Below are 17,198 nucleotides of genomic sequence, written 5' to 3' on the forward strand. Positions count from 1 at the left end.
TGTAAAAAATCGTCGATTGAAAAAGTTCTATATTCCCCCAATGTACGAATCTTCTAATATCAATTAATATCTATGTATATATATAAGTATTAAGAAAATTATTAATACTTAATTATATATAAATTATTTGAGCACCTAATGTATTCTATTTAAATGTAGATCATCTATTAGGTTGCTCATAGTTTTATAGAGTAATAGGAGGGTTAAAATGAGTAAGCGAATGAGACAAAAAAAGAGAATGTTATCCATCTCTGTGTTGATTGCAATGCTTTTAAACTTTGCACTACCTCAGAGTTTAACATTTGTACAGGCAGCGGAAAACCCGAGTCAGAAAAGTCTGTCCAGTGGATCTTTTAGTGCAAAAGAAGTAAACCATATTCTAGACGGTCTATCTCATGAGCAAAAAGAAAACATTAATCAGCTTACTGGAGCAGATATTGGACAAAAAATCCATGTTAAACAAAAAGATTTACTTAAATCAAGTAACGTACAAGTGATTGTACAATTTAAAGTAGATCCAGCTAAAATCCAAATCATTAAAAATTCACTTGAAAAAGGTGCGGCAACAGCGAACGCGAAAACCTTTTCATCTGAGTATGCAGCAGCAAAAGAAAAAGTGAAAGAGTCTCACACCACATTCCAAAGCTTTGTGAATAAGCAGGCGAAAACACAAATCGTCGGCGGAAAGCAAGTTAAAACGGAAATGAGTATCACAACACAATACACGGATGCCTTTAATGGTGTAGCGTTAACGCTTCCAGGAAATCAAGTGGAAAAATTAGCGGAAAACCCTGAAGTCGCTTCCATTTGGTCATCAGTGGAGTATACGGTGCCGGAATCAGCAAACGCATCCCAGACATCTGAACCAGGTTCTGTAGGTAAACCAACGGGTGGACTGTCATTAATGGGAGTCGATAAACTTCAAGCTGAGGGGTACACTGGTATTATTAAAAAAGGACCTCGCGTGGGTCAAAAAGTAAAAGTCGGTGTATTAGATACAGGAATTGACTATAATCATCCAGACCTTTATAAGGTGACACATGATGCTAACGGGAACCTTTATGAAGGGCATGACTTTGCCAATCCTACGCTAGATGCGAAAGGAAATGTCGTTTTAATGGATGACCATGATCCAATGGAAACGATTTATCCGGATTGGGTGAAGGCGAAGGCTAATCCAAATCCAAGTCCGGTCGATGCGCCGGCTCCAGCAGATTACAAACACTATATTACATCTCACGGAACGCATGTTTCGGGCACAATTGCAGCGAACACAACGAATAATAACGGCGTGTTTTCAGCGAATGGGATGGCGCCAGATGTGGAACTTCATGGCTATCGTGTATTAGGACCAGGTGGTTCCGGATTATCAGAATCCGTTTTAAAAGGGATTGACCAAGCCGTAATAGATAAGATGGATGTTATCAATCTTTCTTTAGGGGCAAATCAAAACGACCCATTATACCCAACAAGTATTGCGATTACCAACGCTACTTTAGCGGGTGTGACGTGTTCGGTTTCAGCAGGTAACAGCGGTCCGGGTGTTGCAACAGTTGGTTCACCAGGAACGTCACCACTTGCGATTACAGTTGGGGCAAGTAGTATACCAGAGGAAATCCCAGTGATGACGATCAAAAATGGAAATACTTCTTACCAATCTCGCTTATTCGGTAAAAGCTTCACGGATGCCGATGATGCGTTAAAAGGTCAAACCTTACCAATCGTCGATGTTGGTTTAGGTAGTGCAGCGGATTTCCAAGCAAAAGATGTAAAAGGGAAGATCGCCCTTGTCCACCGCGGTGGAGAGTTTTTGCAAACGAAAATGGCGAATGCACATAATGCAGGCGTAAAAGCGATGATCATTTGGGATAATCAAGACGATACGGAAACACAAGGTTATATACCAACCTTCTTAGGTGTAAGCCAAGATAATGTGTATTCGATTTCCTTGACGCAGGCACAGGGTTCAGCGCTATCGAACGCGATTAAAGCGGATCCAGACAAAGCAACTGTTACATTCCCAACGACTCTTGATGAATCAATCAAGAAAGATGGCGATGGACTAGCAGGCTTCAGTTCAACAGGTCCTGTAAAAGATTGGACCATTAAACCAGACGTGATCGCACCTGGTGTGGATATCATGTCAACAGCTCCATATGATATTTGGGAGTCACAAGAAAATGCGACTCACAACTATGTTTCTTCGTATCAATCCATGTCAGGTACGTCGATGGCGGCACCTCATACAACAGGGGCGATTGCACTTGTCATTGCGGCTCATCCAGATTACACGCCAGCAGACGTGAAAACGGCTTTGATGAATACGGCGAAAGATGTGAACACGGATTCGAAAACGTATAGCGTCTATCAAGTCGGTGCAGGTCGTATTGATCCTGTAAAAGCGGTCAAATCGGATGTGAAAGTCCAAGTATTAGACAAAGCAACGACAGTTGAATCAGTGGATGGAACAAATGTTTTAACACAAATTGATCAAATCACCGGAAGCATCTTCTTTGGTTTTAAAGGTCGTGGTGACGGTGCGACAAACGGAACGGATGATACCGTTTCGTCGAAAGACTTCAACATTGCAAACCTTGGAGATAGCAATAAAACCTTTAAGGTGAGCACGGAGTTTCTTTCAACGAAATTTGCGCAATCGAATAAAGTAGGACCTGGAACAGGAAATGATGTGAAAGTTGATTTTGCTGTCGGTGGTTCAAACACAACATCGATTAATGTAGATAAAAATAGCACAGTGAAAACAACGGCGACCATCACCGTTCCGTCGAACGCATTAGATGGCAGCTACGAAGGGTATATCAATGTGGTCAATGCGGCGGATGCAAGCGAGACGTATCGCATTCCATTTACGATTACAATAGCAGAAAAAGGAATTGATACGTTTAAAGTCAACATCAAAGCGACGACATTGGGTGGACTTTCAGCCTATACGTTCTCGGTGAATAATGACATGGAAAACATCTATGTTGTGTTAAAAGACAAAGATGGAAAGTATATCGGGGTTACGAACACGTTACGAAGCGGTAGCAACTTTACCCCAGGTATTCACTACGGACCTATCATCACCCTTTTTAATGGAAGCTATCTTCCGTTTACGAAAGACTATGATGGAACGTATGACCAGTCCGGAATCTCAAATAAAATAGCCGTTTTACAAGAAGGCGCTTACTCTCTTGAGATGATTGCGACGGACAAAAAAGGAAAACGCTATACAGCAGAAGACACAGTCTATGTTGACGGTACTCCGCCAACGATGACGATGGACCATGATTCAAAAGAAGGCATTTATGAATTCGATACTGCAGGGTACCTACCAGGACAAGAAATTAAAGGGTTTTATGGTACAGTCTATGATTCGAACGTGGATGTCATGAAAAATAATGGCGAAACGTCTGTTCCAAGTCCGGTAGATGGGGAAACACCAGTCCCTGTGGACCAAGGATTGAACCACGTTTTTGGCTACCAAGATAGTTATAATCCAACTGTCATCTTTAATACAGATGAGAAAGGTCGTTTCCATTTTGGTGTCACAGCTGAGGATGTAGCGAACAAATTAGGTAGTGAATTTATTATTAATCCACTCGACTATTCGGGTGAAAATGATTATGATACGAAGAAACAGACTTATTATTTTATCAAAAAAGGTAATCCATATGTAACGGTAACCTCATCGAACGGGGTAGATGCAGGCCCAGGAAATGAAGATAAAGTGGTTGTCGATCCAAATAAACCGTTCAAAACAACCATTGCAACACATTATGGTATCGGCATGACCGGTGGAACCATTACGCTAAATGATAATCAAGTGTATAAATTTAGCAATATCCGACTTACCGATGAATATAAAAATTATCTCATCAGTAAAGGGGTGTCTCAGTATGATGTTGACCATGCTCTAACGGTCGGTCAACCATATGTTCATCCGATTTATCAAATCGGTAAAAACACGGATGTAACCATTTCTGGAATTGGTGCAGCAGCTGCGCTAGACCATGATATGAATATTATCGAAGCAGATGTTACGTATGATAACCCTGACCCAATTACGGGGCCATTTGAATTCATATTTTTAAAAGCGAATTTAACGTTGTCAGGTGAGGATACAAAAGTAGCATGGTTCCCAACGAATACACCTTTTGTGCGACAGTCCACTTCTCTTATTCGAGGACGTGTGGCGGCGGAATCATTCCAAAGAAACAACATAAACAATGAGTATCCTCAGTTCACAGTGGAATCAGGAGCGAAGGTAACGGTTACAGACGACAAGGGGAAATCGTTTACAACGGACAACCCTACGTCACCAAATAATTCAATTAAATATTATTTTATCGATCCTTATTATGCCGTGACGGCGGATTTAAGTGATAAACCATATTCAATGGTAGCGAGTGTGCCAGGACATTTCAAGGGATATGGACAAACACCAGTCATTGGTGAAAATAAATATGGTTATAATTCAGGTACCGTCAAAGATCTTCCAGGTCTTTTCCCAGTCCTTTTAGGTGGAGATGTGAATGGCGATAACGTCATCGATATGAACGACTTAACGGCTGAAGTGAATGCCTACACGACTTACAAAGCACAACTCGGTTCGCAAGGCAAAAAAGACTGGTTAAATATTCCAACAAACCGAAATTACGATATCTATTGGATTCCAACACAAAATCCAGGTGGTTGGGGAATCGATTACAATGATTTCTATTTCATCTTCAAAAACTTTGGGGCAGTTAACCAAAATGCCATCAATGCGGGAGTAACGGTAGGAAACCCACAGTTGACGCTTACAGCGGATACGATGGTGAATAACGTACAACTGCACACTGGAGATGGGTTGAAAGAAGTAATGGCGGCTCTTAATTTTGCGGGTCCGCAGCAAACAACCTATGAAACAACGCTTCCGAAGTTGACGGATTTACAAAATGGCTCAACAATTTCGATCGTGCCAGCTAGTAATGTATTCGTCGATGATACGGTATGGAGAAAGGCGATTACACAAGTCATGCTAGGTTCGACAGATGTAACAAGTAGCGTGACGATCGCACCAGCTTATCGGTATGCTGATGGACTTGGACAAGCGCAAACAATGCCTTCTAAAATTACGTTCCCAGGTACCTTATTCACGGCAGGCGGGAATTACACCGTGACGATTAAGGCGACTGGATTTCAAAATGTAACAAAAGCCTTTACGGTGTCAACGGTAACCATTCCGACTCCTACGATTCCATTGGTAACCGACCCGTCAAAAGCACATTTAGGAAAAGATTTAACGTTTACCTTCCCAGAGGATGCCAATTGGCGTCAAGGAATCAACAACATTAAAGTGAAAACGTTGAATTCCGGCCTTGTAGACATTACAGATTTGAAAGATGGTAGTGGTAATAAATATTACGATATCAGCGTACCAGGACAAATTACCTTTAAGGCTGAATTATTTAAGACAAATGCGAATCCTGCGACTGCGACGTCCGTGATCGAACCTGGTGGAACCAACTGGTTACCTCAGTTGTATCAGTTCAATATCAGCTCAATCGGTGCAGATAATACGATTTACCCAATTAAATCCATTGGTGTGGATTCAAATGGAAGTGCTGCACAAGCAGTTGGATATGGTATTACATTTGATTCGCAAGGTGGGTCTCAAGTTAGTCCGGTTGCAGTTGGATACAATCCAGCGAAATCCAAAATAGATGGCGCTAATATTGCGAACGGCGCTTATATTGGTGGAAATAAAAATCCTTCGACAACGAGACCTGGCTATGTCTTCATTGGCTGGTTTACTGATAAAGAAGGTACGACTACGTCTCAGTGGATTGTTGGAAATAATATAAACGCAGACCAAACCGTCTATGCAAAATGGCAAATGAATGCGACTCAAAACTATTCTCTTGTTGATAAGGCAGACCCGAATGGGCCGAAATTCGACGGAAGTAATGGAGCAGTAAGCGGAACCGGTTGGGTTCTTGGAGAAGGCGATTTAAAAATCAACATCCCAGACTATTTAACCAATATCCCTTGGTTATCAGACAAGGCGCACATTGCTAAAATCGAGAGCACTTTCTATCAGATGAAGAGTGATGGCTCGACAGACACAAACGCAACGACCTATACGTTAGACCCAAGCACCTATGACTTGGTAACTGGTGCAAACAATAACGGTATTCTTTCGTTTAAAACCGCTACACATGATCAAGCTGTTCAAGCGGGACAAACGACATTAGGAGAAAAGTTTGCCTTTAGTGAAATGCCAACATTAGGAAATTTAGGAAATATCAAGGGGTATAAGGTTACATTAACCGCGACAACAGGCGAAACGGTGACGATTCCTGATATTAAACTAGGATACAGACGTCATATTGACTTAAACGGCGGAACATTAAAAAATGCAAATGACTTATTCCTGGCTGATCAGTTGATCAATGGAAAAGCGTCAGCGCCAACGATGTCAATGGTTCCATCACATGTCACAAAAGGCGATCTGACACCTGGTCCATACCTCTATTTGGACGCAGCTGGTTCAAGCGACAAGAAGTCCACTATTACAGACGGTCCTATAGTAGTAATGGATAATGTCAACTACTATTTAGGTTGGATTAAAGTACCACCTACCGTTTCAAAGGATACAGTTGGAAACATTGTAGGAAGCGATATTACGTTACCATTCACAGATGATGGAACATGGAAAAACAACATCAAAGCAGTGAAAATCGGTTCGAAAACATTAGTAGAAAACACAGATTACACGATGACGGGTAATAGCATCATTCTTAACCATGCTCTCTTCACAATCGGACAAAAGGTCAATGTGACGATTGTTTCGGAAGGGTATCAAGATGCCATTGTGAGCGATCAAGTAATCGGATATACGGTAACATTTGAAACAAATGGCGGAGATCCTATTCCAGCTCAAATCGTAGACAGAAGTGTAACAAAACCAATTGCTCCAGCAAAAGTTGGTTATAAGTTCTACGGTTGGTATAGTGATCAAAACTTAACAACACCGTATGATTTTTCAAACATCGTCACAAGACCAATTACCCTTTATGCGAAATATGCGTTGGTTGGTTCTGTTGTAACATCAGATACAACCGATAACGCGATAGGAAATGATATGGTACTTGAGTTCAGTGATAATAACTGGGCAAAAGCAATTAGTAGTATCGCGATAAACGGACTTACGGTAGACACAACGAAGTACAGTGTAGATACAGTTAACCGTACGATTACGCTAGATAAGAGTCTGTTCTCAAGAGTAAGAGATTACATGATTCTGATCAAGGCAACGGACTATGCGGATGTAACAGTTACCCAAAAAGTAGTAAATGGAAATAATGTGCATTTTGTACTTCCAAGTGACGCTCCTACAGCGGTCAAAGATGCAACAAAAGACCGAATCGTAGTCCGCAGAATCACAGAACCAGTTGCTTATGGGTATGATTTAACTTGGTTCGCAGATGAGGCATGTACAATTCCTTGGGATTTCACAAGTTCAATTTATTCTGCAAGAACACTTTATGGAAAATGGTCACTTCATAAATTCTCCATTGTCTTCGATCGACAAGATGGAGGCTTAGTAGAGAGTAAGACAGCAGATTATAATACGACAATCACAGCACCGACACCAACAAGAACCGGTTATACATTCCTAGGTTGGTATAAAGATGCTGCAGGTCAAACTGCCTGGAATTTTGCGACAGATAAAGTTGAAGGCGACGTTATTCTTTACGCAAAATGGGCAACGGGTGTAGAAAACAATGGGCTTTACAACAAAGATGTAACCATTACATTTAATGAAGCAACAGCTACATTAGATGGCAAAGCTTTCACAAGCGGAACGAAGGTTACTAGCGAGGGTGATCACACATTAGTGGTAACGGACGCTGCTGGTAACGCAACAACTATTAAGTTTACTATTGATAAAACGGCTCCAACTGTAGTTGGCGTAGTAAACAATGGTTTCTATAATAAAAATGTTACCCTTTCATTTAATGAATTAGGTGGATTATTAAATGGGACACCAGTACCAAGTGGAACTATTGTTAAAAAAGAAGGAACCTATACATTAGTCGTCACAGATGCTGCCGGTAATGTAACAACCGTGAAATTTACGATTGACAAAACAGCTCCGAACGCACCAATTGTGAAAAAAGTGACTTCTACAACTACATTAGTAACAGGTACTGCTGAACCAGGAACTAAGATTTATGTAAGAGTTGGGACAAAAATAATTGGAACTGGAATTGTAGATAAATATGGTAATTTCGCTGTTTCCATAGACAAACAAAAAGTAGGCACAAGCCTTTACGTAACAGCGGAAGATGAAGCTGGCAACGAAAGTGATGCGACAAAAGTAACTGTTAGTAAATAAGAAACAAGAAATATCCCTGAAAAATTTCAGGGATATTTTTGTGCATTGAAAAATGAAGAGTATTCATTTTAAAAAAAGAGCATGGAAAAATAAAAGACATCCGAAAAATATTTTAGTAATTTGATAGTTTATTTTTTTTAAAATCAATATTCTTTCGACAATTTTTTGAGATTTTATAATATTCCCCCAAATAAAGCAGCAATCTACTTCATTTATTTAGCATGGCTTCCTTTTCTTAGTCGACACTATTCCGCAATTACCGAAAATTCTACAATTTATTAGCAATAAACCCATTAATTTGTTTTTTGGGAAGAAAAATGTCGATTCAAAAAAGGATAAATTCCCCCAATGTACGTTTTATATGAATCCTATTAAACTGAAAGAGGACATTTAAGTATTAAGAAAATTATCAATACTTAATATTTTGCAATAGTATGAGCAAGTAGATCATCTATTAGATTGCTCATAGTTTTATAGTATAAAAGGAGGGTTAAAATGAGTAAGAGAATGAGACAAAAAAAGAGAATGTTATCCATCTCTATGTTGATTGCAATGCTGTTAAACTTTGCACTGCCTCAGAGTTTAACATTCGTACAAGCAGCTGAAAACCCAAGTCAGAAAAGTCCGTCCAGTGAAACTTTTAATGCAAAAGAAGTAAACCGTATTCTTGACGGTCTAACTCCTGAGCAAAAAGCAAACATTAATAAGCTCACTGGAGCAGAAAATTCGCAAAAAATCCATGTGGAACCAAAAGATTTGCGTAGTTCAAAAAATATTAATGTTATCGTTCAATTTAAGGTTGATCCAGCAAAAGTACAAATCATAAAGAAATCATTGGCAAAAGGTGGAGCTTCACTAAATAGCCAAGCTTTTGCTGGCGAATATTCGGATGCACAAAAAAAGGTTAAAGATTCACACGCTACATTTAAAAGCTTTGTGAATAATCAACTTAAAACTCAAATGATGAATAATCAACCTAAGACTAAAATAGTCGGTGGTCAAAAAGAACCTAGTACTATGAGTATTAAGAGAGAATATTCAGATGCATTTAACGGAGTAGCTTTATCACTACCTGCAAACCTAGTATCAACACTTGCAGAAAACTCAGAAATTGCATCTGTTTGGCCTGTAGAAAAAGTCGAGGCTCCTGAAGAATTAAGAAACTCAGCACAGGCTACAGAGACTAATGGCTTTGTAGGCAATTCTACACCAGGACTTTCATTTTTAGGAATTGATAAACTTCAAGCCGCTGGCCATACAGGTATTATTAAATCAGGTCCTCGCGCTGGCCAAAAAATAAAGGTCGGTGTATTGGATACCGGTATTGATTACAATCACCCTGATTTAAAGGCTGTATATAAAGGCGGACATGACTTTGCCAATTATACAGTCGATGTAGATGGCAATATAACTTTTGTGGATGACCTTGACCCAATGGAAACAGTGTATACTGATTGGGTAAATGCAAAGTCAAATCCAGATCCACTTGCAGGCCCGCCTCCTACGGATTATAAGCAATATATCACTTCTCACGGAACACATGTTTCGGGGACCATTGCAGCAAATACGACAAATAATAATGCAACCTATTCAGCAAATGGTGTAGCGCCAAATGTTGATCTATATGGGTATCGTGTTTTAGGACCAGGTGGACACGGTACATCGGACTCAGTATTAAATGGGATTGACCAAGCAACGAAAGATCATATGGATGTCATTAACCTTTCACTTGGTGCATCGATTAATGATCCACTCTACCCAACGAGCATCGCGATCAACAATGCTACTTTACAAGGTGTTGTGTGTGCAGTTGCAGCAGGGAATTCTGGGCCGGGTCAAGCTACTGTAGGTTCTCCAGGAACTTCGGCACTAGCCATCACCGTTGGGGCAAGTACGTTCCCAGAAAACATTCCAGTGATGACTTTAAAGAATGGTTCAAACCCTTATCAAGCTCGTTTATTTGGTAAAAACTTCGCACAAGCAGACGATGCTTATAAAGGACAGACGTTACCAATTGTTGATGTCGGTTTAGGTAGTGCGGCAGATTACATTGGTAAAGATATGTCTGGTAAAATTGCTCTCGTGCACCGTGGAGTGGAGTTTTTACAGACAAAAATGGCAAATGCTCATAATGCTCACGCTGCAGGTATGATTATCTGGAATAATAATGATGATGCAGCTACACAAGGATATATACAAACCTTCTTAGGCGTAAGCATAGATAATGTTTATTCTGTTTCATTGACTCAAGCACAAGGTCAAGCGCTTTCAGATGCCATTACGAAAGATCCTAACAATGCAACCATTACATTTCCGACTACCCTAGATGCGCCAATCAATAAAAACGGGGATGAATTGGCAAACTTTAGCTCAGCAGGACCAGTTCGAGATTGGACGATCAAGCCGGATGTTGTAGCTCCAGGCGTTGACATTTCATCCACAGCTCCATACGACATTTGGGAGCCGCAAGACAATACAACACATGATTATAAGTATGGCTATCAGATTATGTCTGGTACTTCAATGGCAACACCTCACGTTGCAGGTATTATCGCTTTAGTTCTCGCTGCTCATCCTGATTATAGTCCGGCTGACGTTAAGACGTCTTTAATGAATACAGCGAAGGATATTAACACAGATTCAAAGACTTATAGCGTATACCAAGTCGGTGCAGGACGTGTTGATCCTACTCGTGCTATTAATGCAGATGTTAAGATTCAAGTTTTAGATAAAACTAATACCTATGATACAGATCCAAGCACAATTCATCAGGTAGATAACATTACAGGAAGCATTTCCTTCGGCTTTAAAGGTAGAGGAGAAGGTGCAACAAACGGCTCTGATGATGTGATTCAATCAAAAGATTTTAACGTATCAAATCAAGGTGCTAGCAGTAAAACATTTAACGTAAGTACAAAATTTATCACATCAAAATTTGTTGGATCAAATCCAGTAGGTCCTGGAACAGGAAATGATGTCAAGATCGATTTTACTGCTGGTGGAACAAACGTGACATCCCTAAATGTTGACGGAGGCAGTACCGTTAAAGCAACTGCATCCATTACGGTACCGTCTAACTCATTAGAAGGAACTTACGAGGGGTATATTTATCTTGTAAATGCGGCTGACTCAACGGAGTCTTATCGCATCCCTTTCACCATCACTGTAGCAGAAAAAGGAATTGATTTTGAAGTAATCGCTAAGTCGTTTACACTGCCAACTTCAATCACAGGAAATTATAACATCGATACGCCTTATGAAACATCACTGGCATATTATTCTGTTAATGGTACAATGAAAAACTTGTTTATTGTATTAAAAGATAAGGATGGAAAATATTTAGGTGTGGCTCAAACATTAGTGGGCGCTAGTGAAATTAACCCTGGTGTCATGTACTCTATATTATTACTTACTGGTGGGAAGTATCTTCCATTTACAAAGCCATTTAACGGGAATTATGATCCTTCGGGCCTCGCATCACAAGCAAAGGTAATGACAGAAGGTGCTTATTCTCTTGAAATGATTACGACTGACGAAACTGGAAAAAAATTCACAGCAGAAGACACAGTCTATGTAGACACTACAAAGCCAGTTATGACAATGGCCCCAGATTCACAGCCAGGAATTTATGAACTCGACCCTACAGGATACCAACCGGGACAAGAGATCAAAGGATTCTATGGTAAAGTCTTTGATTCTAACATCGACGTCATGAAAAATAATGGTGATACATCGATAATAAGTCCTAAAGATGGTAAGACACCTGTGCCTGTAGACCAAGGGTTGAACCATGTTTGGGGATATCAAGATAATAGTTATCCAACAGCAATCTTTGACACAGATGCGGAAGGTCGTTTCCATTTTGGAGTGACTGCTGAGGATTTACAATCGAAAATGGGTAGCCAATTTTGGATTTACCCAAGTGATTATTCTGGTGCAGCTGATGTCGAATCAACTAATCAGACGTATTACTTCATCAAAAAAGGTACTCCATATCTAACATATACAAATTCTGATGGTGTAGATGCCGGACCAGGAAGTGAAGGTAAGCTGGTAGTGGATGATCATAAAGCATTCAAAACTACCATCGCAACGAAAAATGGCGTTGGAATGACAGGTGGTAAATTTACCTTTACTGGAGAAGGTTCAAGTATATATTCATATAGCAACGTCAAACTTACAGAAGAGTATAAAAACTATCTAATCAGCAGAGGTATTGACCCTACTAATATATTAAAAGTTCAATATTATGGCACGGAAGCAAATGTCACAATATCTGGAATTAGTGAAGCTGGTGCTCTTGATAAGGATATGAACATTTTAGAAGCAAATGTAACCTATACATCCGATAGTACAGTAACTGGACCGCTTGGCTATTTTCTACACACAAGTTTAACTTTGTCAGGTACAGATACTCAGGTTGCGGCGTTCCCGACAAATGTCCCTAGCGTGCGACAGTCTAAATCAACGGTTAGAGGTCGTATGGCTGCTGAATCGTTCTCAACTTATAGTGTTGGAAGTAGTTACGGTCGTACGCCAGTGGCATCAGGTGCTAAAGTAACTCTAATTAATTCATCTGGTGCAACATTTAAAACAGATGAGCCTACCACTCCAAGTAACACAGTGGATTATCAGTTTATACAACCAAATTATGCAGTTACAGCAAATTTAAGCAATGAACCATATAAGATGGAAACGTATATGCCTGGACATTTCAAGGGATATGCGACAACACCTGTAATTGGTACTAACAAGTATGGTTATCATTCTGGAGCCATTTACGATATGCCGAATGTAATTCCGGTATTATTAGCTGGAGATGTCAATGGGGATAACGTCATTGATATGTTAGATCTTCTTGCGGAAGTCCAAACTTATGCAGATTTTAATTTTCTTAAACAAGCAGCTGATAACCCTGCTACTGAGAAAGCAGCCTTCCTTAACACACATAGAGATCAAGATATTAGTTGGACCTCAACAAATGGTGATATCAACTACAATGATTTCTATTACATTTTCAAAAACTTTGGGAAAGTGAATCAAAGTGCAATAGTAGCAGGTATAACAGTTCCAACTCCACAGCTTACTTTGCCAAGCGACGTAACAATCAAATCAGATAAGGGTAAATATATTCCACCTACTTATCCAGATTCTGTATATGATACAGTGGTTCAAACGTTCAACCTAAAAAATGGTGATGGTCTGGAAGAAATCAGAAAGGCATTAAATTTTGCGGGTCCAGGACAAACGCCTGTAGGGACACTTCCTACTTTGCCTGAATTAAAAAATGGTGCGAGCATTTCAATACAACCAAGTCATCCTGTAATGATAGATGATGTCGTTTGGAGAAAAGCAATTCAGAAAGTCCTAATCGGTACAACAGATGTAACAAGTAATGTTACTATCGCAGCAGGTTATGTATCTGTCAATCCTGCAAATGGAGCAATGATCTATGTTCCATCTAAAATTACATTGCCTGGGTCATTATTTACGACAGTAGGTAATCCCGTTGTTACGATTACTGCTACTGGCTATAAAGATGTAAAGGTAAGTCTTTCAATTAAGGATATACCGATTGTGACGCCTACGATTTCATTGGTTACAGATCCAGCAAAAGCACATATTGGACAGGATTTAACCCTTGACTTTACAGATGATGCAAACTGGCGAAATGGTATCGATAAAATCGTAGTTAAACATTCAAACTGGACACCTGGTGTCGATATTACGAATTTGATAAATCCAGCTACTGGAAACAAATATTACGACATTAGTCAACCTGGAAAAATTACGTTTAATAAAGATTTATTTAAAACGAATACATCACCTGCTACTGCAACTGCAGCTATCAATCCAGGGGGAACTAACTGGTTGCCTCAGCAGTATATGTTTGAAATCGACTCAATTGGGGCTGATAGTACGGTTTATCCGAAAAAAACAGTAGGTCTGGACGCATCAGGAACTGCTGGACAAGCTGTTGGTTATGGGGTAACTTTCGATACTCAAGGTGGTGCTCCAATAGCTCCAATAGCGATTGGATACCAACCAGGAAAAACCAAAATTCAATATTTCGACCCAGTTCTTGGAATTTCTAGATTTGATTATATTACTAATTCTGTTGGTACCTTTATTAATCCAACTCCTATAAGACCGGGGTATAAATTTATAGCATGGTATACGGATCCAGCTTGTACAATTTTATGGGATCCTAGGTACCCTGTCCCAGTAAGTGCAGACGTGAAAGTCTATGGGAAATGGAAAATGGCTTTTACACAAAACTATTCACCTGTCGATAAAACAAAACCGAATGGTTTGAAGTTCGACGGAACGAATGGATCAATAAGCGGAATTGGCTCGGTGCTTGGTGAAGAAGACCTTAAAATCACCTTTCCAGACTATTTAGCGAACATACCTTGGTTAACTGGAAAAGATAATATTTCAAAAATCGAGGCAACTTACTATAAAATCAATAGTGATGGAAACTCAGCTTCAGCACCTACTACTTATACGTTAGATCCAAGTACATACAACTTGTTACCTAACCCAGATGGTAGTGGAACCCTTACTTTTACAACTGCTACAGAAAGCTATGCAAATGCACATCCGACTGAAAAGTTTGCCTTTAGTGCAGCTCCGAGCATATTAACTGCTATTAAAGGTTACAAGATAACCATTACAGCAAAATCTGGTGAAACAGCAGAATTTACTGATGTCAGACTTGGTTATAGACGTCATATAGACTTAAATGGCGGAACGCTAACTAGTCCAACTGACTTATACTTTGCCGATACACTTGTCAATGGTAAAGCCGCTGCTCCAAATATGGTCCCTGCTTCATCACATATATCAAAAGGTATTCAAGGAGTCGGTCCATATCTTTATCTTGATAGTGCTGGTACAAAGGAACAATTCGCACCAATTAATAATGGACCTGTTATGCTAACTGATAATGCAACTTACTATTTAAGTTGGATTAAAACCCCTCCAACCGTTTCGAAGGATAAAGTTGGAAACACGGTGGGTAGTGATATTACGTTAACATTCACAGATGACGGAACATGGAAAAATAATATTAAAGAAGTTTGGATTGGCTCAAAACAATTAGTTGCTAATATCGATTACACCATTACTGACGGTGCGATCACACTTAACCATTCCCTATTCACAGCGGGACAAAAGGTAAATGTGGTGATTAAATCCGAAAATTATATGGATGCACTGGTTTCGGACCAAGTTATCGGATATTTGGTAACGTTTGAATCAAATGGCAGTGATTCTATTGCAGCTCAAATCGTAGATAGAAGTGTCACGAAGCCAGCAGATCCAACAAAGATCGGCTATAAGTTTTACGGCTGGTATACGGATAAAGAATTAACCACTCTATATGATTTTGATAATATTGTTACAAAACCAATGACTCTTTATGCCAAATATGCTTTAGCAGGATCTCTTGTTTCACCAGATTCTACTAATAACAGTGTTGGTAATGATATGACACTTGAATTCAGTGATTCAGACTGGGCAAAAGCCATTGCCGGTATAACGGTTAATGGGTCTTCTGTAGACGGAACTAAATACAAAGTAGATACGGCTTCACAAACGATTACTTTAGATAAGAGTCTTTTCACAAAAGTAAGAGATTTCACTATCAGTATAAGTGCAAAAGATTATGCGGATGTAACGGTTATCCAAAAAGTGGTTAATGGATATAATGTGCATTTTGTACTTCCAAGTGATGCTCCTTTTGAAGTACAAGACCAAAATGTATCACGTAGAATAACACCACCAGTTGTTTATGGTTATGATTTAACATGGTTCGCAGATGAGGCATGTACAATTCCTTGGGATTTCACAAACTCAATCTATTCTGCAAAAACAATTTATGGAAAATGGTCACTTCATAAATTCACGGTTATCTTTGATAAACAAGATGGAGGCTTAGTAGAGAGTAAGACAGCAGATTATACCACTAAAATCACAGCACCAACAGCACCAACAAGAACTGGTTATACATTCCTTGGTTGGTATAAAGATGCTGCCGGTAAAACGGCATGGAATTTTGCGACAGATAAAGTTGAAGGCGACGTTATTCTTTACGCAAAATGGGCAACGGGTGTAGAAAACAATGGGCTTTACAACAAAGATGTTACCATTACATTTAATGAAGCAACAGCTACATTAGATGGGAAAGCTTTCACAAGCGGAACGAAGATTACTAGCGAGGGTGATCACACATTAGTGGTAACGGACGCGGCTGGTAACGCAAAAACTATTAAGTTTACTATTGATAAAACGGCTCCAACTGTAGTTGGCGTAGTAAACAATGGTTTCTATAATAAAAATGTTACCCTTTCCTTTAATGAATTAGGTGGATTATTAAATGGGACACCAGTACCAAGTGGAACTATTGTTAAAAAAGAAGGAACCTATACATTAGTCGTCACAGATGCTGCCGGTAATGTAACAACCGTGAAATTTACGATTGACAAAACAGCTCCGCAAGCACCAATTGTGAAAAAAGTGACTTCTACAACTACATTAGTAACAGGTACTGCTGAACCAGGAACTAAGATTTATGTAAGAATTGGGACAAAAATAATTGGAACTGGAATTGTGGATAAATATGGTAATTTCGCAGTTTCCATAGACAAACAAAAAGTAGGCTCAAGCCTTTACGTAACAGCGGAAGACGAAGCTGGCAACGAAAGCGATGCGACAAAAGTAACTGTTAGTAAATAAGAAACGAGAAATATCCCTGAATATTTTTTCAAGGATATTTTTTTACAAAAAGAAAAAGGAGGATGAATCATCC

Annotated in this window: 2 protein-coding genes; both read left to right on the top strand. The window is 39.5% G+C overall.

Annotated features, from left to right (window positions below; translation table 11 throughout):
- Positions 1-208: 208 nt before the first annotated feature.
- Positions 209-8,386 (top strand): S8 family serine peptidase, encoded by an 8,178-nt coding sequence (locus ACJ004_RS03590; RefSeq protein ID WP_410891142.1) that lies wholly within the window; start codon positions 209-211, stop codon positions 8,384-8,386.
- Positions 8,387-8,881: 495 nt separating this feature from the next.
- Positions 8,882-17,125, top strand: coding sequence for a S8 family serine peptidase (locus tag ACJ004_RS03595; RefSeq protein WP_410891143.1), 8,244 nt, complete (start codon positions 8,882-8,884; stop codon positions 17,123-17,125).
- The last annotated feature ends 73 nt before the right edge of the window (positions 17,126-17,198 follow it).

The sequence above is a fragment of the Neobacillus sp. 204 genome (genome assembly GCF_046562815.1).
Classification (GTDB): Bacteria; Bacillota; Bacilli; order Bacillales; family Cytobacillaceae; genus Neobacillus.

What these genes read in the sequence shown, in the direction of transcription:
- ACJ004_RS03595 (WP_410891143.1), top strand. Translation starts at nt 8,882, where the DNA reads ATGAGTAAGAGAATGAGACAAAAAAAGAGAATGTTATCCATCTCTATG.
- ACJ004_RS03590 (WP_410891142.1), top strand. Translation starts at nt 209, where the DNA reads ATGAGTAAGCGAATGAGACAAAAAAAGAGAATGTTATCCATCTCTGTG.